Annotated in this window: 16 protein-coding genes and 1 pseudogene; 11 read left to right on the top strand and 6 right to left on the bottom strand. The window is 72.6% G+C overall.

The features are described from left to right. Nucleotides 1-104 precede the first annotated feature (104 nt). From C7M71_RS01335 to C7M71_RS01325, 3 genes are all read right to left on the bottom strand, one after another. Nucleotides 105-890, bottom strand: a complete 786-nt coding sequence (locus C7M71_RS01335; RefSeq protein WP_111489157.1) for an ABC transporter permease — start codon at nt 888-890, stop codon at nt 105-107. A gap of 93 nt (nt 891-983) precedes the next feature. Further along, nucleotides 984-1,817: an ABC transporter permease gene (locus C7M71_RS01330; protein ID WP_111489106.1), complete on the bottom strand. Its 834-nt coding sequence runs from the start codon at nt 1,815-1,817 to the stop codon at nt 984-986. Continuing rightward, nucleotides 1,817-2,905, bottom strand: coding sequence for an ABC transporter ATP-binding protein (locus C7M71_RS01325; protein WP_229758458.1), 1,089 nt, complete (start codon nt 2,903-2,905; stop codon nt 1,817-1,819). The genes C7M71_RS01330 and C7M71_RS01325 overlap by 1 nt, the downstream gene beginning before the upstream one ends. Before the next feature lie 398 nt (nt 2,906-3,303). Between C7M71_RS01325 and C7M71_RS01320 the strand changes: the two genes are divergently transcribed. The 3 genes from C7M71_RS01320 to C7M71_RS01315 all read left to right on the top strand — a co-directional run bounded on the left by C7M71_RS01320 (nt 3,304) and on the right by C7M71_RS01315 (nt 4,560). Continuing rightward, nucleotides 3,304-3,507: a cold-shock protein gene (locus tag C7M71_RS01320; RefSeq protein ID WP_111489107.1), complete on the top strand. Its 204-nt coding sequence runs from the start codon at nt 3,304-3,306 to the stop codon at nt 3,505-3,507. A gap of 116 nt (nt 3,508-3,623) precedes the next feature. Continuing rightward, nucleotides 3,624-3,758 (top strand): hypothetical protein, encoded by a 135-nt coding sequence (locus tag C7M71_RS32420; protein WP_265737634.1) that lies wholly within the window; start codon nt 3,624-3,626, stop codon nt 3,756-3,758. Nucleotides 3,759-3,780: 22 nt separating this feature from the next. Beyond that, nucleotides 3,781-4,560: a class I SAM-dependent methyltransferase gene (locus tag C7M71_RS01315; RefSeq protein ID WP_111489108.1), complete on the top strand. Its 780-nt coding sequence runs from the start codon at nt 3,781-3,783 to the stop codon at nt 4,558-4,560. A 36-nt stretch (nt 4,561-4,596) separates the two neighbouring features. On the opposite strand, the gene C7M71_RS01310 is transcribed toward C7M71_RS01315, so the two are convergent. After that, nucleotides 4,597-5,463 carry an alpha/beta fold hydrolase gene (locus C7M71_RS01310; protein WP_111489109.1) on the bottom strand — a complete coding sequence of 289 codons (867 nt, stop codon included), beginning with the start codon at nt 5,461-5,463 and terminating at the stop codon, nt 4,597-4,599. Between the two features lie 65 nt (nt 5,464-5,528). Between C7M71_RS01310 and C7M71_RS01305 the strand changes: the two genes are divergently transcribed. Then, complete coding sequence (locus C7M71_RS01305) at nt 5,529-6,353, top strand: TetR/AcrR family transcriptional regulator C-terminal domain-containing protein (protein WP_111489110.1); 825 nt, start codon at nt 5,529-5,531, stop codon at nt 6,351-6,353. A 96-nt stretch (nt 6,354-6,449) separates the two neighbouring features. Here the strand turns inward: C7M71_RS01305 and C7M71_RS01300 are convergent, their stop codons facing one another. Next, on the bottom strand, nt 6,450-7,436 hold the full coding sequence (locus C7M71_RS01300; RefSeq protein ID WP_111489111.1) for a TauD/TfdA dioxygenase family protein: 987 nt from the start codon (nt 7,434-7,436) through the stop codon (nt 6,450-6,452). Nucleotides 7,437-8,064: 628 nt separating this feature from the next. Here C7M71_RS01300 and C7M71_RS33085 point away from each other — a divergent pair. The 5 genes from C7M71_RS33085 to C7M71_RS01280 all read left to right on the top strand — a co-directional run bounded on the left by C7M71_RS33085 (nt 8,065) and on the right by C7M71_RS01280 (nt 13,791). Continuing rightward, a complete protein-coding gene (locus C7M71_RS33085; RefSeq protein WP_407675843.1) occupies nt 8,065-8,172 on the top strand; it encodes a putative leader peptide in 108 nt (35 codons plus the stop codon). A 234-nt stretch (nt 8,173-8,406) separates the two neighbouring features. After that, nucleotides 8,407-10,008, top strand: a complete 1,602-nt coding sequence (locus tag C7M71_RS01295; RefSeq protein ID WP_111489112.1) for an ABC transporter substrate-binding protein — start codon at nt 8,407-8,409, stop codon at nt 10,006-10,008. Nucleotides 10,009-10,010: 2 nt separating this feature from the next. Continuing rightward, the gene (locus C7M71_RS01290; RefSeq protein WP_111489113.1) at nt 10,011-10,955 is read left to right on the top strand and encodes an ABC transporter permease; all 945 of its coding nucleotides are present in this window, start codon (nt 10,011-10,013) and stop codon (nt 10,953-10,955) included. Nucleotides 10,956-11,029: 74 nt separating this feature from the next. Further along, nucleotides 11,030-11,899, top strand: a complete 870-nt coding sequence (locus C7M71_RS01285; RefSeq protein ID WP_111489114.1) for an ABC transporter permease — start codon at nt 11,030-11,032, stop codon at nt 11,897-11,899. Beyond that, entirely contained in the window at nt 11,896-13,791 is a 1,896-nt protein-coding gene (locus tag C7M71_RS01280) for a dipeptide ABC transporter ATP-binding protein (RefSeq protein WP_111489115.1), read from the top strand. Before C7M71_RS01285 ends, C7M71_RS01280 begins: the two co-directional genes overlap by 4 nt. 271 nt (nt 13,792-14,062) lie before the next feature. Here C7M71_RS01280 and C7M71_RS01270 read toward each other — a convergent pair whose 3' ends face one another. Beyond that, a complete protein-coding gene (locus C7M71_RS01270) occupies nt 14,063-15,964 on the bottom strand; it encodes a CASTOR/POLLUX-related putative ion channel (protein ID WP_111489117.1) in 1,902 nt (633 codons plus the stop codon). 216 nt (nt 15,965-16,180) lie between these two features. Here C7M71_RS01270 and C7M71_RS01265 point away from each other — a divergent pair, with 216 nt between their 5' ends. Both C7M71_RS01265 and C7M71_RS01260 read left to right on the top strand, forming a co-directional pair. Next, a complete protein-coding gene (locus C7M71_RS01265) occupies nt 16,181-16,714 on the top strand; it encodes an EF-hand domain-containing protein (RefSeq protein WP_111489118.1) in 534 nt (177 codons plus the stop codon). Between the two features lie 70 nt (nt 16,715-16,784). Then, a pseudogene (locus C7M71_RS01260) lies at nt 16,785-17,060 on the top strand (hypothetical protein); the annotation flags it as partial.

Raw genomic sequence — 17,060 nt, 5'->3', positions numbered from 1 at the left:
CAGCGGATCCAGGCGCCACGCCACCCGGCTCCGGAGCATCAGCCGGGTGGCCCCCCGCACCGCAGCCGCAACAGCCGCAGCAGCCGGAGCCGCAGCCGCCGCCGTCAGCCGTTGACGCCGGTGTAGTGCTTCAGGCTCCAGTCCCACAGCCGCCGGGCGGCCGCGAAGGCCGCCAGGCCCACCAGCGGGGAGGCGCCCGCCAGCCACAGCGGGGCGCCCAGCGAGGAGCCGTGCCCCGTCAGCACGCCGGCCGGGAAGTACGCGATGAAGGCCAGCGGCAGCAGAAAGGTGAAGACCCCGCCGACCGCCCTGGGCAGGATGTTCAGCGGGTAGCTGCCGAAGGTCGCCATCATCTCCTCCACCCAGTTGCTCCAGTAGTAGGTGCCCGGGAAGTGCAGTGAGGCGCTGGAGAGCGCCGTCCCCACGGCGCCCTCGACAAACATCCCGCCCACCACCCCGGCGGCCAGGAAGGCGGCCCGCCCCGGCGTCCACTCCACCGTGCTGCGCTGGACGGCGGTGGCGAAGAGGGCAGCCGCGACCGCCAGGTCACCGAACCCGTTGGTGGGGAAGACGGAGAGCTGCACCTGCCGGTAGACCGGCATCGGCCGCAGCAGGCAGGCGTCGATGACCCCCTCCTGCACCAGGAAGGAGAGGTTGTAGACCCGGCCGAGGAAGAGGACGTACAGCGCATGGCTGAACATCCGCATGCCCACGATCAGCAACACCTCCGCGCTGCTCCAGCCGCCCAGACCGGGAAACCGGGTGAGCAGCACCGAGGCGAAGACGATGATGGACATCTGCCAGACCACGCCGACCGCGATCATCATCAGGAACTCGGCCCGGTACTCCAGCTGGGCGCGGAAGTTCAGCAGGGTGATCCGCCAGACCACCTGCCAGGCGTGGGCCGTCCGGCGGATCCGGCTGCCGGACGCGGACGGGCCGGTACCACCGGTGTGCTGCTCGGCAGCGAGGACCACAGTCGGTCACCCTCCCTGGGAGACGACCCGATGGGCGGCGCGCTGCCACAGCCAACGGGTGAGCACGGCGAGCCCGGCCGCCCAGAGCGCCTGCACCAGCAGCTCCCGGGGCGCGTCGGCGACCGGGATACGTCCGATGTAGAGCGACAGCGGGGTGTTGAGCGTGGCCTGGAACGGCAGGAAGGCACTCATGGTGATGAACCAGCCGGGGAAGAACCAGAGCGGCGCATAGGCACCGGAGAGCAGGTTCTGCGCGAACTGGAGGATGCGCAGCGCGGAGCCGTTGCGCAGCGTCCAGAAGCAGAGCAGGTCGATCAGCAGCATCAGGTAGTAGAGGACCAGCTGGCCCAGCAGCAGAGCGGCGGCGAACGCGGCGGCGGCCGATGCGGAGGCCGGACCGGGCAGCACCCCGGTGACCCGGCAGACCAGATAGCCGGCCAGCACCCAGGCGAAGCCGTAGAGCTGGTCGCCCAGCGCGCGCAGCGCGTAGTAGCGGCGGGGCGGCACGGGCCGCAGGAACCAGTAGACGATGGTGCCGAAGTGCAGGTGCTGGAGGACCGTGTCCCGGCCGGCCTGCCGGTCCAGGCCCCGGATGCGGGTGGCGAGGACGGCCAGCACCGCATACCCGACCGCCTGCTCCCGGTCGAGCCCGGCGGTGGTACCGGCGTGCGCGTACAGCCCGCGCCACAGGCAGCTGACCAGGAACACCTGGACGGCCAGCCGCAGCGCGGTGGCGGTCATCCGGGGCGGGGCCAGCAGTTCGCCGCGCGGGGTGATCCAGGCGGTCCGCCAGGCCGGGCGCGAGGACCGGGCGGGTGCGGTCGCCGCTGCCGCCGCCATCAGCGGGCCCGGGCGGCGGGGGCGGTGCCGTCCCGCTCGGAGCCCGGCGCGGTGTCGGCGTCCTCGCTCTCCCGGCGCAGATAGGCGGCGCGCATCACGTCCTCCAGGTCGTTCTCCTCCAGGGCGAGGTCGGCGATCCGGTAGCGTTCCACGATCCGCTTGAGCGCCTCGTGGACGGTGAGCTCGGCGCCGCCGTCCGGGCCGAAGACCACCCGGGGACCCTCCCTGCGCAGCACCGTGACGCCGGGCGGCAGCGGAGCGCCGTCCGCGCCCGGGGCGGCGGCCGGGTCGGTGAGCGTCACATGGATCTGCCAGGTGCCCCCGAAGCGGCGCCGGATCTCCTCCAGCGGCCCGTCCAGCACGATCCGGCCGTGGTTGATCAGCACCACCCGCTCCGCCAGCCGGCCCACCTCGGTCATGTCGTGCGTGGTGAGCAGCACCGTGCGCCCGCGCTGCTCCACCTGGTGCCGCAGAAAGCCCCGCACCTGCTCCTTGACCACCACGTCCATGCCGATCGTCGGCTCGTCCAGGAAGACGATGGCCGGGTCGTGCAGCAACGCCCCGGCGAGGTCGCAGCGGACCCGCTGCCCCAGGGAGAGGTGGCGCACCCGGGTGTCCCAGAACTCCGACAGCTCCAGCAGCCCGTCGAACTCCCGCAGCCGCGCCCGGTGCTCCGTCTCGGGGACTCCGTAGATGTCCCTCAGGATGGTGAAGGACTCCCGTGCCGGAAGGTCCCACCACAGCTGGGTGCGCTGGCCGAACACCGCGCCGATGTTGTGGGCGTTGCGCTCCCGCTCCCGGTAGGGCACCACTCCGGCCACCCGGGCCTCGCCGGAGCTGGGCGTCAGGATCCCGGTGAGCATCTTGATGGTGGTGGACTTGCCCGCCCCGTTGGGCCCCAGCAGGGCCAGCAGCTGCCCGGGGCCCACGCTGAAGGACACGTCCTGCACGGCGGTCTTCTCGACCCGCAGCGGGTCGACCAGCGAGCGCAGCGCCCCGCCGAAGCCGGGTCTGCGCACCGCGGTACGGAAGGTCTTGGTCAGGCCCCGGGCGATGATGCCCCCGGCCGTGTCCGGACTGCCTCGCACGGTGCTCCCCTCCGCCGCCGCGCGGGCCTCACCGGCCGCGTCGGCCCTTAGAGGCTCCCGGAACCGGAAGGTGACGGCAAGTCATTTCCGCTGCACGGGCGGCGCGGCGCAGCGGTGCCGTACCCCTCGGCGGCGAGCCCGCCACCCCGGGGTGCCCACCCCTTCACCCGCGCCGCTCACCCCTTCACCCGCGCCGCTCACAGGGGCCTCGACCTCAACATCCGGCACTTTCGACCCGGCATCCCGCCGAATGGCGGTATGCCGCATCGGGTGAAGGGGAGTAGACGCGGGCGGGTGCGGGTAGCTTGCAAGCGCCCGGGGGTCGTCAGGCCGCCGGATCGATTCATGGCCGAGGCCGCTCCGCGCGGTGTCGGCTCCCTGTGACCCGAAGGACGCGTATGGCCAGCGGCACCGTGAAGTGGTTCAACTCCGAGAAGGGCTTCGGCTTCATCGCCCAGGACGGCGGGGGCCCCGACGTCTTCGCCCACTACTCCAACATCGCTGGCACCGGCTACCGGGAGCTGTCCGAGGGCCAGGCGGTCCAGTTCGACATCACCCAGGGCCAGAAGGGCCCGCAGGCGGAGAACATCCGGGCGGTCTAGTCCGGCTCGGCGTGTGCGGGGGCGGGACGGGGACCTCCCCGTCCCGCCCCTCACGCCGTCCGGTCAGGGCTGCGCTGGAGGGTGCCGGCGCAGGTCCGCCACTGCCAGGAGCGTGGATGCTCAACCTGGTTCCGGGCGGAGTGGTCGAGACCGCCACCCCGCGGCGCGACGCGACCTCGCCGATCGACATCAGTCCGCTCTCCATGCCCTGCGTCGTGCCCAGGCCGGGGTGGGACGCCCGACTCGGTTGACAGCTCCAGTAGGTTCGGGATCATGAGCGAACGCAGGGTGGACGGCAGCGCGGGGGACGCGGACTACGGCACGATCGGCACCGGCTACACGGACTACCGGAAGCCCGATCAGCGCATCGCGGCGCTTCTCTCCGAGGCGCTGGACGGGGCCCGCACGGTGGTCAACGTCGGCGCCGGCGCCGGGTCGTACGAGTCCGTGGCGCCGGAGGTCACGGCGGTGGAGCCGTCGGCGTCGATGCGCGCCCAGCGGCCCGCCCATCTGCCGCCCGCCGTCGATGCGGTGGCGGAGAACCTGCCGTTCCGCGACGACGAGTTCGACGCCGCGATGACCACCTTCAGCGTGCACCAGTGGAGCGACCTCAAGGCGGGGCTGATCGAGATGCGGCGGGTGGCGCGCGGCCCGGTCGCCGTCCTGACCTGCGATCCGGCGCTGGTGCGGGACTTCTGGCTCTATGAGTACGCCCCGCTGGTGCTCGACACCGAGGCGCGGCGCTATCCGGCGATCCAGGACATCACCGAAGCGCTCGGCGGTCGGACCACGGTGCAGCCGGTGCCGATCCCCGCCGACTGCACCGACGGCTTCAACGAGGCGTACTACGCCCGCCCGGAGCGCCTGCTCGACCCCGGGGCCCGCCAGGCGTGCTCGGCGTGGAGCTTTGTCGAGCCCGCCGTGTCCGAGCAGTACACCGAGCTGCTTCGGCGCGACCTCGCCTCCGGGGCCTGGGACGCGCGCCACGGCGACCTCCGCCGCCGACCGTATCTGCATGGATCGCTGGTCCTCATCCGCGCCCTCCCCGCCTGAGGAGAGTCCGCCGCAGAGCCACCGCCGGGCCGCCGCCTACCGTTGCGAAGCGCCCAGCCGGGAGGCGAGCCACGGCCGCAGTACGGGCAGGACGTGGCCGGGCTGCATGGCGTGGGTGTGGTCCAGCCCGTCCAGCACCCGCACGTCCCAGCCGAGCGCCTCCAGTTCCGCCCGCCGGTCCACGATCGGACCCGCCATGGACACCTGCACCCCGCCCCAGCTCTCGCCGTACGAGATCTCGTCCGCCGCGCCCACGAAGCAGAGGCGGGGGCAGCTGATCCTTGGCTGGACCGCCCGGTCGTCGAACCCCTGCAACGCCTGGTACAGCGTGACGAACTGCCGGGTCTGAGCCTCCGTCAGTGACACTTCGGTCACGGATGACCAGTCGGCGTCATCCGACGCGCCCGGGGGCTGAGGGGTCTCGGGGGCGCTCGGGGCCGAGGTCGACATCCCATGGGTGGCCATGGTGACCCGCAGCATCTCCGCGTACGGCCCGCCGACCGGCGGGAAGCCGCCCATGGCGAGCGCCGAGAGGCGCGTGGTCCGGATCGCGAGTTGTAGCCCGCTCAGCGCCAGCCAGGAGTACCCGTAATAGGCGAACCGGTCGGCGCCTGCGGCGTCGGCCACGGCAAGCAGGTCACCGGCGATGGCGGCGGGTGTCAGGGTGTCCGGCTTGGGTGCGCTCATGACATGGCCCTCGTAGTCGAACGCGACCACCCGGAACGCGTCGCTGAGGCCGTCGATGAGGGAACGCCCCAGCGCCGGGTCCACACCCCACTTCCGCAGGGCGTCGGCCTGCGGTCCTTCGGCGGGTCGCGGATTGACGGGCAGCAGCAGGGCGGGGCCGGTGCCGTGGACCTCCACCTCGATGGTCTGTCCGTCGTGCAGTTCCGCCACGGGCATGGGGCAACTCCTTAGGCTGTAAGGTGATAGCCGGGAGACAATAGCTTATGGGGTAAGGAGTTGTCGTGAGCGTCTTCGCCGGACAGGGCGACGCGGCCCGCTCGATGGCCCTGCTCTGGGGTGCGCCGCAGCCCGGCGCCACCCGCGCGGCTCCGGGGCCCAAGCCCGGGCTGAGCGTGGAGGCCATCGTGGCGGCGGCCATCGCGGTGGCCGACGCGGACACCCTGGCGGGACTCTCCATGCGCGCGGTGGCCGAGCGGCTCGGCTGCTCGTCCATGGCCCTCTACACCTATGTGCCCGGCAAGAGCGAGCTGCTGGACCTGATGTACGACCGGGCGCACGCCGAACTGCCCCCCGACCAGGACCTGAGCGCGGGTTGGCGGGCGGCGGTGACGGCGTGGTCGCGGCAGCTCCGGGCGTTCTACCTGCGGCATCCCTGGGTGCCGCAGGTGTCGTATGCGCGCCCCGTGCTGGGCCCCCATGAGCAGGCCGTCCTGGAGGCGCTGGTGCGCATCCTCCAGGGCACCGGGCTGCCCGGCGGGGCGCTGCGGAGCATCGTGGCGGCGCTCTTCCACTTTGTGCGCGGGATGGCGCAGACGGTCGCCGAGGCGCGGCTCGCCGAGACCGCGACCGGTATGTCCGACCAGGAGTGGTGGTCCACCCGGTCGGCCCTGCTGGCGAGGGTCGCGCCGGACTTCGCCGAGCGGTTTCCGCTGTCGGCGCTCCTCGGACAGGAACAGGGACAAGAGCAGGAAGGGGCGGCACCCCGCGAGGGCGAGTCCGCGCCGCACCTGGAGCAGGAGGCCGACGCGACCTTCACAGCCGGGCTCGCGGTCCTGCTCGACGGGATCGAGGCGGCCATGGCGAAGGCGCTCCCCGGCCGTCCATGAGAGGCGGTCGACCCGTACGACCGGTTCCCCGGGCCCGCGCCGCCTGGTGCGCGGGCCCGGGGAGGCTGGGGAGGCTGGGGAGGGTGAGCGGCAGGGTCAGCCGGCGCTCGGTGCGGCCGCCGCCGTCGAGGCGCCGGAGGCGGGTCCGAAGGCCGGGGCGGGCACCTCGGAGGGGTGCAGCAGGGTGCTGGACCGGCCGTCGACGCCCACCGGGACATCGCCGTCGATGGTGACCCGGCGCAGCTTGCGGTCGTGGTCGTCGGAGTCGTCCACGCCGTAGTGCTGGGTGGCCCGGTTGTCCCAGATCGCGACGTCCCCGACCTGCCACTGCCAGCGGACGGTGTTCTCCGGGCGCTCGATGTGCCGCTGGAACAGCTCGATCAGCAGCCGCGAGTCCTGGGCCGGGACGTCGGCGATGCGCTGGACGAAGTTGCCGAGCAGCAGGGTGCGCTCGCCGCTCTCCGGGTGGACCCGCACCACCGGGTGCTCGGTGAGGAACTTGGTCGAGGTGAAGACCTGGTGGTACTGCTCCAGCGCCGCGCTGGTCGCCTCCGGCCGTACCGCCAGGTAGTCGTACGCATTGGAGTGGACGGCCCGCAGGCTGTCGGCGAGGATGCGCAGCGGCTCGGGCAGTTCCGCGTACGCGGCGGCGGTGTTGGACCAGAGGGTGTTGCCGCCGTACGGCGGGAGGACGGCGGCGCGCAGGATGGAGAACGCCGGGTAGGCGGGCACAAAGGTGACGTCGGTGTGCCACTGGTTGGCGCGGGCGCCGTGGTCGGAGTCGATGGCCAGCGAGTACCGGCCGTCGGCGGACGGCACGGTGGGGTGCGCGATCGGCGTACCGAGGAGGCGGCCGAACGCCTCGTGCCGCTCCTCGTCCAGGTGGTCCTGGCCGCGGAAGAAGACGACCTTGTGGGCGATGATCGCGTCGCGGATGGCGGTGACGGTCTGCGGGTCCAGGTCCCCGCCGAGGCGGACACCGGAGATGACGGCGCCGATCCGGCCGTTGACCCGGGTGATCCGGATGCCGGATTCCGGGTCGGTGGTGGTGGCGGCGGGGGTGATCTCGGGAGCGATGGTCATGGGTGCGGTCCTCAGGTGTGGGGTGGGTCAGTGGACTGGTCGCGGCCTCACCGGTGGCCGGGACGGGCCGGCTCGCAGTGGGGCAGGGCATCGCGCAGCGGCCGGGCGCTGCCGCCACCGGGCATACGGCGGCAGTGGGGCGCGGCGAAGCGAGGGGTACGTGGAGCGAGGGTGTACGCGGACCGAGGGCGGCAGCGGTCAGGCGGTCGGCGCGGTGCCGGGGCGACACGCGGCCGACGTGATGCGGCCCAGGTCGATGTGGAGCCGCGAGCTGAGAGCACTCGTCGCTGGCATGCCCTGGATGCTGCCAGCGCCGCTGAGAGGCCGTCAACACCGCCACCCACCGCCACCGCAGGGTCCGAGCGACCACGGCCGGGACCACCCCGCGACTCCCCGACTCCTCCGGAACCACCGCTCCGACCTGCGCTTTCATAGCGGCTCGGGGTGTCCCAGCGGGGGCGGCGACCGGTACGCGGAGCGGGTCCGACGGCCCGTCAGGGAGGCGTCCACCATTTCATATGGCCGCAACAGACCGCCGACCACGCGGCCGGAAGGACGGGGCCAGGCTGACGGCTGATCAGTTCCGACCAGCGTTGACCGGTTACGCCCGGACTGCCATTCTGGCCGTGTGAATCAGGACGCACTGCTCGTCTCCCGCAGGCATGTCGACCTCCGTCGGCAGGCCAGCGCGGTCTGTGCCGTCCACTCCGCACCGCGCAGCCGTACGGCTCGCTGAGCCCCCGCCCTTGACGGCGGCGGCTGCCCCGCCGTGGGCTCTCCGATCGGCCGCATCCCTTAGGTGAGTGCTGTCCTGACGTAACGTCAGGACGCTCGCGCGCGGCCTCGTGCCCCCACCCTTCCCCCCGCTCCTCCCGTCCGGGCATGCCCGTCCGGCACTCCCGCACGTCCACGACCCCGCGCACGGCGCCGGTCTGCCACCCGGCCGTGCCCTCATCCGAGGTAGGAACCCATGGACCAGCTCGCCCTCCCGCAGACCTCCGGCGTGCCGCGCCGCACCGTGCTCCGCGCCGCCGGGGCAGGGTCCGCCCTGCTGGCGCTGTCCGCCTGCCGGGCGGCGGTGGACGGGGACGGGTCCGCCGAGGGCGCCCAGGCACCGTCGTCCGGCACGCCCGCCCCCCGGCGCGGCGGCACCCTCACGCTGGCCTCGTCGGTCGACTTCACCCCCAGCCTGCTCTTCGCGCAGAGCAGCATGTCGCTGCCGCAGCGGCTGGTCTTCAACACCCTCACCCGCTACGACGACCGCCTCCGGCCGCAGCCCGAACTGGCCACCAGCTGGCAGGTGGCCCCCGACGGCCGGGCGATCACCCTCCGGCTGCGGGAGGGCGTCACCTTCCACAACGGCCGCCCGTTCACCGCCGACGATGTTGTCTTCGCGGTGAAGAACCTCCAGAATCCGCTGCGGGCAGCCCAGTTGAGAGCCACGGCGGCGGCCGTCACCGGCTTCGAGAAGAAGGGCGACCATGAGATCGTCCTCAAGCTGGCGCACCCGGTGTCCAACCTCTTCGACCTCTTTGAATTCATGATCATCGCGGATCGGGAGAGCGTCGAGGACGCCGTCGCGGGCCGGAAGCTGATCGGCACCGGCGCCTTCGCCCTGACCGAGTGGAAACCCGGATCGCTCATCGGATTCGCCCGCAATGAGAAGTACTGGCAGCCCGACCGCCCGTATCTGGACGCGGTCGACATCCGCATCATCCCGCAGTCCGACTCGCTGCTCTCCTCGCTGCGGACCGGCCAGACCCAGCTCACCTACGGCCTGTCCGGCAAGGACGTCGCCACGCTGCGGAGCAACCCGCAGTTCCGCATCAAGGAGTACCCCTCCGGCTCCGGCGCCATCTACCTGGGCGTCAATGTCACCGCCGACCCGGTCCGCAACAAGGTCGTACGGCAGGCCCTGGCCTGGGCGGTCGACCGGGAACGCATCGTGAAGCAGGCCCTCGGCGGCTACGGCCTGCCCAGCGCGGCGCCCTGGCCGACCTCCTCGCCCGCCTACACCGAGGCCCACGCCAGGCACTACACCCACGACCCGGCGAAGGCGCGGCAACTGCTGAAGTCCGCCGGAGCCACCGGGCTCGACCTGCCACTGCTCTTCTCGTCCTCGCCGGGCGGCGCCGCCGTGGCCCAGATGGTCCAGTACGACCTCCAGCAGGTGGGGGTGCGCACCACCCTTCAGCCCACCGACCCCGCGACCGCCCAGAAGCGGCTGATCTCCCAGACCATGCCGGCCCTCTGGACCACCAGCCACGGCTTCGCCCAGGTCCACCCGTCCACCCTGGCCGTCAGCGCCTATCCGTTCAACGAGGCCAAGAACACCTCGAAGTTCCACTCCGCCGAGTACACCGACGCCGTCCAGCGGGCCTGGCAGCGCACCGACGCCGACAGCGCCCAGGCCCGCGCCCTCTACCGGCGGATCTCCGACATCCTGCTGGACGAGGCGTTCATCATCGACCTCGCCGTCCAGGCGTCGCTGGAGGTCGCGTCCACCACGGTGCACGGACCCACCCTCAACAAGTTCAGCTACCTCAACCTCGACGACGCCTACCTGGCCTGACGATGCGCTCCTACCTCCTCAAGCGGATACCCTCCGCCCTCCTGGTCCTGCTCCTCGCCTCCTTCGCCGTCTTCCTGATCCTGCGCCTCATCCCCGGCGACCCCGCCACCAGCCTGGCCGGACCCGACGCCACCCCCGCCGCCGTGCACGCCATCCGGGCCCGGCTCGGGCTGGACCGCCCGCTCCTCGTCCAGTACGCCTCCTGGCTGGGCGCGCTGGTCACGGCCGACCTCGGCCCCTCGTACGCCATCGGCGGCCAGGTCTCCGACCTGATCGGCAACGGGCTCGGAGCCACCCTCGAACTGACCGGCGGCGCCCTGCTGCTGGTGGTCCTGCTGGGGTCGGCCGCCGGAATGCTCGGCGCCACCTCCCGCAACCGCGCCGTGCGGACGCTGCTCCGGCTCTTCACCACCGGAGCCCTCGCGGTGCCGCCCTTTGTCACCGGGGTGGTGCTGGTGCTGCTGCTGGCGGTGGGCCTGGGGGTGCTGCCCGCCGGCGGCTACCGGCCGCTGACCGACGCGCCCGACCTGGCCGTGCAGTACCTCGCCATGCCCGCGCTCTGCCTGGCACTGCCCAGCGCCGCCGTGCTCGGCCGCTATCTGCGCGACGGCCTGGAACGCACCTTCACCCAGGACCATGTGCGCACCGCCACCGCGCTCGGCGTCACCCGGCGGCGCATCCTGTGGCGGCACGCCCTGCCCAATGCGCTGCCGCCGGTCGTCACCGTCCTCGGCATGCAGGTCGGGCAACTGCTGGGCGGCGCCGTCCTGGTGGAGGCCATCTTCGCCTGGCCCGGCCTCGGGCAGCTCGCCCAGCAGGGTGTGCTGCGCCGTGACTACCCGGTGGTCCAGGACCTGCTGCTGCTCCTGGTGGCCGTCTTCGTCGCCGTGCAGCTGCTCACCGACATCGTCCACGCCTGGCTGGACCCCCGGATCAGGTGGGAGTGACCCCGTGACCCCCGTGACCCCCGTGACCCCCGTGACCCCGTGACCCCGTGACCTCAGAGACCTTCACCCCCGATATGTCCGCAGCCGCAGCGCCCGCGAGGAGCACCCCCGGCCGCATCCGGGCCCTGTGCGCCCGCCACGCCTACCTGGACGGGCTGCTCACCCCCCGGGGCGTCATCGGCCTGCTGCTGGTCGGCGGTATCGCCCTGGCCGGGCTGCTCGCCCCGCTGCTGACCGGCGCCGACCCGCTCGCCCAGGGCCCGGACGCGCTGGCCGGGCCCGGCGGCGCCCACCCGCTGGGCACCGACGACCTCGGCCGGGACCTCCTCGGCCGGGTCCTGTACGGCATCCGGACCGACCTGCTGATCGCCCTCGCGGCGGTCCCGCTGGGCGCGCTGGGCGGCTGCCTACTCGCCCTGGCCGCCGCCTCCTCCCGGGCCGCCGACGTCGTGGTGCAGCGCACCTTCGACCTGATCCTCGCCTTCCCCGGGCTGATCCTGGCGCTGGCCATCACCGCCATCATGGGTGCGGGCACCGCCCCGGTGGTCATCGTGATCGCGCTCGCCGAGATCCCCGGCTTCGGGCGGCTGCTGCGCAGCGGCATCCTCGTCCAGCGCGAACGCGAGTACGCCATCGCCGCCAGGGTCGGCGGCGCCTCCCGGCTGCGCGTCCTGGTCCGCCATGTGCTGCCCAACGCCGCCGACCCGCTGGTGGTGCAGCTGGCCGTCTCGCTGCCGCTCGCCGTCTTCATCGAGGGCGGGATGAGCTTCCTCGGGGTCGGCGTCCGGCCCCCGGACCCCTCGCTGGGCAGCATCCTCAGCCAGGCCATGCCCTATCTGGAGCAGGACCCGGTACAGGCCGCCGTCCCGCTGGTCGCCGTGACCGGGCTCGTTCTCGGCTTCACCTTTGTCGCCGAGTCGCTGAACAGGGGGATCCGCCGATGACCGGCCCCGTCGCGCCCGTACTGCCCGTACCACCTGTACTGGAGGTGCGCGGCCTCAGCGCCGCCTTCACCACCGCCGACCGCACCGTCCGCGCCGTCGACGGCCTCACCTTCTCGCTCGCCCCCGGCGAGACCCTGGGCATCGTCGGCGAGTCCGGCTCCGGCAAGTCCACCACCGCGCTTGCGCTGATGGGCATGCTCCCGGCACCCGGCCGCATCACCGCCGGCTCCGTCCTGCTGGAGGGCACCGAGCTGACCGCCGCTTCACCCGAGGAGCTGCGCGCGGTACGCGGCAACCGGATCGGCATGGTCTTCCAGGACCCGCTGGCCGCCCTCAACCCGGTGCTCTCCGTCGAGCAGCACCTGGACGAGGCCATGCGCGCCCACGGCCGGGGCGACCGCCGCTCCCGCCGGGCGCGGGCCGCGGAACTGCTCGACCTGGTCGGCATCCCCGACCCGGCCCGCCGCCTCAAGGACCATCCGCACCAGTTCTCCGGCGGTATGCGGCAGCGCGTCATGATCGCCCTGGCGCTGGCCAACGAGCCCGCCGTACTCCTCGCCGACGAGCCCACCACCGCCCTGGACGCCACCGTCCAGGACCAGATCCTCCGGCTGCTGGACCGGCTCAACCGGGAGACCGGCACCGCCGTCGTCCTGATCACCCACAACCTGGGCGTGGTCGCCCGCTCCTGCCGCCGCACCATGGTGATGTACGGGGGCAGGATCGTGGAGGACGGCCCCACCGCCGAGGTGCTCGCCGCGCCCCGCCACCCGTACACCGCCGGGCTGCTCTCCGCCGTACCCCGGCTGGACACCCCCTCCGGCACCCGGTTGCACGGCATCCCGGGCAGCCCGCCCGACCTCGCCCTGGCACTGCCGGGCTGCGCCTTCGCCGCCCGCTGCCCGCTGGCCGAGGACCGCTGCCGTACCCAGGCACCGCCGCTGCTGCCCGGCGCCGACGGCCATCGCACCGCCTGCTGGTCGGCCGGCGACGCCAGGATCGGCACCGGAACCCCGCCCGTTCCGGCCGCTGCCCCCGCCGCCCGGCTGCCGCAGCCGGGGCCGGAGGCGCCCGAGACCCTGCTGGACGTCCGCGACCTGCGCAAGACCTTCCCCGGCGGCGGCCGGATCGGCCGCCGCAGCCCGGTGGTCGCGCTGGACGGGGTCTCGCTGAGCCTGCGCGCGGGGGAGACGCTGGGCATCGTCGGCGAGTCCGGATCGGGCAAGTCCACCCTGGCCCGCACCCTCGTCCAGGTGCACCCCGCGACCTCCGGCAGCGTGCGCTTCCGGGGCCGGGAGGTCGGCCGTGCCCGTGGCGAGGCCCTGCGCACGCTCCGCCGCGAGGTGCAACTGGTCTTCCAGGACCCCTACTCCTCGCTCAACCCCCGGATGACGGTCGGCGACATCGTCGCCGAACCGCTCATCGCCCACGGCGTCGGCGACCGGGCCGAGCGCGCCCGGCGGGTCGCCGCGCTGCTGGAGCAGGTCGGCCTCGACCCCGCCGTCGCCGGGCGCAGCCCGCGCGCCTTCTCCGGCGGGCAGCGGCAGCGCGTCGGCATCGCCCGCGCGCTCGCCCCGGAGCCGTCCGTGCTCATCTGCGACGAGCCGGTCTCCGCGCTGGACGTCTCGGTACAGGCCCAGGTCGTCAACCTGCTGATGGACCTGCAACGCGACCTCGGCCTGGCGCTGCTCTTCATCGCCCACGACCTGGCCGTGGTACGGCAGGTCAGCCACCGCATCGCGGTGATGCACCGGGGCCGCGTCGTGGAGACGGGTGACGCCGACCGGGTCTGCTCGGCTCCCGAGGACCCGTACACCCGGACGCTGCTCGCCGCAGTGCCCACCCTCGGTGCCGCGCCCCGGCCGGACGTCCTCGCGGGGGCCGAGACATGACGGCGCGCGAACTGCCCGCCCGCAACGCCGAGGCCGGGCACGAGGTCGGCCCCTGGGCCGAGCTGACCCCCCGGCGACCGGCAGCCCGACGTCGACCGCGACCTCGACCTCATCGGCGGCCCGCAGAGCCTCGTCCACCACCACCGGGGCTGGGGCATGGGCTCCAACACCCTGTCCCGCCTCTACAAGGGCCGGAGCCACCTACACCCCAGGCGAGGCCGCCGCCAGCTTGGAGTGACGCCCACCCACGGCGCCCGGGGGAGGGCATGGATCAGTCCTCCGCCACCACGATCACCCAGTCCCTGGCGCCGAGACGGACGGTCGTCCGCTTGTCCGGATTGATCCGGACACCGTAGAACGGGCCGGTCGCGGCATGCGCGTGCAGGCGGTAGCCGATGGCGCAGTGGTGCTGCCGGCGGGCGGACTCCACCACGGTGGCGTAGCTGGTCTCCTGGTCGGGCAGGACGTAGTCCGTGGCGGGCCTGAGGTGGATCTCGCTGCCGTCCGCCGTGAAGAGCCGGTCGAACAGGTCGGCGAGGTGCCGGTTCTGCGAGATCTGGGTCATCAGCAGGCTGATCAGCCTGCCGCTGACGATGAAGTCGGCGCCCTCCCTGGCCGGGGCGAGCAGCCGGTTGCGGTCGTCGGACATCTCGGTGACGACGGGCAGTTCCCGCCCGGCGGCTGCCTCAAGGGCCCGTAGGTGCAGCAGGGTGATCAGCGTCTGGTCGTCGGTGTCGGCCTCGTCCCCGGCATCGCCCCCGGACCTGTCGTAGCCGAGGACGATCACCCCGTCGTACGACGGCACGTCCAGGTGGCCCAGCGTGCGCGGCTCCGCGATGTCGCCGCTGTAGAAGGTCACGTCCAGGCGGTTCGCCGCCGCGCCGGCCGCCTCTGCGGCGCGGACGATGCCGGGGTCGCCGTGGGCCACGATGTCCAGGCCGGAGCCGTGGTCCACATAGCGGTCGAGCTGGTCGACGATCATCGGGGCGCGGCGGTTCCAGCCGAGCAGCAGCAGGCGCTTGGTGGACGGCGGGCGCGGTTCGGAGGCGGTGATCACACGCTCGTCGACGGACAGGGCCTGGTCCGCCAGGACCGCCGTGTCGTCGTCCTGGGTGATGACGATGATGCGGTCGTCGGCGCCGATCGTGGTCGCGGGTGGGGGGTTGAGGTCGACGGCCCCGTCGGCGTGCAGCAGGCCGACCACCGACGAGGTGGCGTAGCGGAGCAGGGCCTCGCCGAAGGTGCGGCCGGTGAGCGCCGGTTCGGCGACCATGTAGAACTCGTCGCCGTCGAAGTCCAGCAGCTCCTGGTAGACGCGGGAGAGGCCGGGCTGGCGCGAGGTCTGCACGATGAGCCGGGCGGTGATGTCGTCGATGTTGAGTACCTGGCCGCCCGGCCCGGCGGCCAGCGAGGCGGCCAGGTGGTGGCGGGCGTCGCGTACCGCGGCCACCACCACGGTCCGACCCCGGTCGGGCACGGCCGCGTTGAGGGCGAGCAGCGTCTTCACCACCAGGGCGTCGTCGCCGTCGTCGCCGTGGGACAGCACCAGCACGGCGTCGGCGGTCTGCGGGCTGACCCGGGCGAGGACGGCCGGGTCGGTGACCGAGCCATTGCGGCAGATGACCCGGGTGATGCCGGTGCGGCCCACCTTGGCGTTGATCTCGTCCTCCATCTCCGCCTTGTCCTTGGGGGAGAGGATGGCGACCACGGCCTTGCGCTGGTTGGCGTTGGCCGCGACCAGCTCGGAGACGACCGGGAAGACCTGGTCGGACCAGCCCAGCAGCACGGTGTGCCGCTCCTCCAGGACGGTGGAGTGGCCCAGCCGCAGCGCCATGATCTTCTCGTTGATCCCGCTGGTGATCAGGCTGACGAGGGTGGAGACGAAGAACAGCGCCACCAGGGCCAGCAGCACCGACAGCACCACATAGGGGGGAGTGCCGACCGCGCCCCCGAGCCTGAGGGTTTCGCCGACGGTCTTCCAGACCGCCGCGAGCCGGGCGGAGTGCGTGCTCGGCGTGTTCCGGTCGGCCCACACCAGCCCGGCGCTCGCCGGGACCACGACCACCAGGCAGGCCAGGGTCAGCAGGCCGATGAGTGTGGGGGTGCCCCGGGCCACCAGGTTGTCGAACCAGTACCGCACGCGCAGCCGGGTGGGCGTCCTGCGGTCTGCCATACCAAGCTCCCCAAGGCTGCCAGGCGACGGGTCGCGGTCCGGCCGGGATGCGCAAGCCACGCTAGCCCCGCCGCCCGACCAGGCACGCTCCTGTCCGAGAATGTTCACTCTTTCTGCTGAATGCCCATCATCTCGGGGAATTTCTGAACCCCGTCCTGCATAGTGAAAATGCAACGCAACTTCTCCGGCTCATGGCCCTGGGAAAGGTGGGACACAATGCGGACGGAAGCACTCGACCGAGTCAAGCTGGTGTTCTCTCTGTTCGACGCCGACGGCAACCGCTACCTTGAGGCCGACGATTTCGAGCTCATGGCGGAGCGCGTCATCCAGGCGGTTCCCGAAGCCGACGAAGCAGCAAAAAGCGCGATGCTGGCCGGTTTCCGGAAATACTGGACGACGCTGGTCCGCGAGCTGGACGCCAACCACGACAACAGAATCAGCTTCGACGAGTACGTGGCCTGCGTGCTCGCTCCGGAGCGCTTCAGCGAGGCAATCAGCGAATTCGCCGAGTCACTCGTCGGCATGGGTCATCTGGACGGCGACGGATTCATCGGGCGGCCCGCCTTCACCGCCCTGATGAGGGCCATCGGCTTCGCCCCCGCGAATATCGACGCACTCTTCGACGCCTTCGAACCCACGGACGCGGATCGGATCGCGGCCACAACCTGGATCACCGGCATCAAGGAGTACTACAGCCCCGACAAGGCGGGTATCCCCGGCGACCACCTGGTCGCCACCCCGACGACCTGACCCACCCCACCCCGAAGGCCCGGCCGCAACGCGGCCCGGGCCTTCGTCCTTGAATGGTGGAGCCTGGTTGGATGCGCCGGCCGACCTGCTGACCGCGATGGTCGCCCTCTGGGCGATGACGGTCCTGCTGCTGGCGGTCAACGCCCTGTGGAAGATCTCCGTGGACGCGGCCGTCGCGTCGGCGGTCGTCACCCTGCTCGCCGTCGTCCACTCGCCCTGGTGGCTGCTCGCCCACGCGTTGACGGCGGCCGTCTGCTGGTCCCGGGTCGCCCTCGGCTACCACAGCGCCGCGCAGACCGTGGCCGGGGCGGCGCTGGGCGCGGCAACCGGCGCGCTGCTGCTGTGA

It is taken from the genome of Peterkaempfera bronchialis (assembly GCF_003258605.2).
Taxonomy (GTDB): Bacteria; Actinomycetota; Actinomycetes; order Streptomycetales; family Streptomycetaceae; genus Peterkaempfera; species Peterkaempfera bronchialis.
This window is presented reverse-complemented; position numbering and strand designations above follow the sequence as displayed.

What these genes read in the sequence shown, in the direction of transcription:
- C7M71_RS01280 (WP_111489115.1), top strand. Translation starts at nt 11,896, where the DNA reads ATGACCGGCCCCGTCGCGCCCGTACTGCCCGTACCACCTGTACTGGAG.
- C7M71_RS01320 (WP_111489107.1), top strand. Translation starts at nt 3,304, where the DNA reads ATGGCCAGCGGCACCGTGAAGTGGTTCAACTCCGAGAAGGGCTTCGGC.
- C7M71_RS01295 (WP_111489112.1), top strand. Translation starts at nt 8,407, where the DNA reads ATGGACCAGCTCGCCCTCCCGCAGACCTCCGGCGTGCCGCGCCGCACC.
- C7M71_RS01265 (WP_111489118.1), top strand. Translation starts at nt 16,181, where the DNA reads ATGCGGACGGAAGCACTCGACCGAGTCAAGCTGGTGTTCTCTCTGTTC.
- C7M71_RS01330 (WP_111489106.1), bottom strand. Translation starts at nt 1,817, where the DNA reads ATGGCGGCGGCAGCGGCGACCGCACCCGCCCGGTCCTCGCGCCCGGCC.
- C7M71_RS32420 (WP_265737634.1), top strand. Translation starts at nt 3,624, where the DNA reads ATGCTCAACCTGGTTCCGGGCGGAGTGGTCGAGACCGCCACCCCGCGG.
- C7M71_RS01300 (WP_111489111.1), bottom strand. Translation starts at nt 7,436, where the DNA reads ATGACCATCGCTCCCGAGATCACCCCCGCCGCCACCACCACCGACCCG.
- C7M71_RS01290 (WP_111489113.1), top strand. Translation starts at nt 10,011, where the DNA reads ATGCGCTCCTACCTCCTCAAGCGGATACCCTCCGCCCTCCTGGTCCTG.
- C7M71_RS01285 (WP_111489114.1), top strand. Translation starts at nt 11,030, where the DNA reads ATGTCCGCAGCCGCAGCGCCCGCGAGGAGCACCCCCGGCCGCATCCGG.
- C7M71_RS01270 (WP_111489117.1), bottom strand. Translation starts at nt 15,964, where the DNA reads ATGGCAGACCGCAGGACGCCCACCCGGCTGCGCGTGCGGTACTGGTTC.
- C7M71_RS01315 (WP_111489108.1), top strand. Translation starts at nt 3,781, where the DNA reads ATGAGCGAACGCAGGGTGGACGGCAGCGCGGGGGACGCGGACTACGGC.
- C7M71_RS01310 (WP_111489109.1), bottom strand. Translation starts at nt 5,463, where the DNA reads ATGCCCGTGGCGGAACTGCACGACGGACAGACCATCGAGGTGGAGGTC.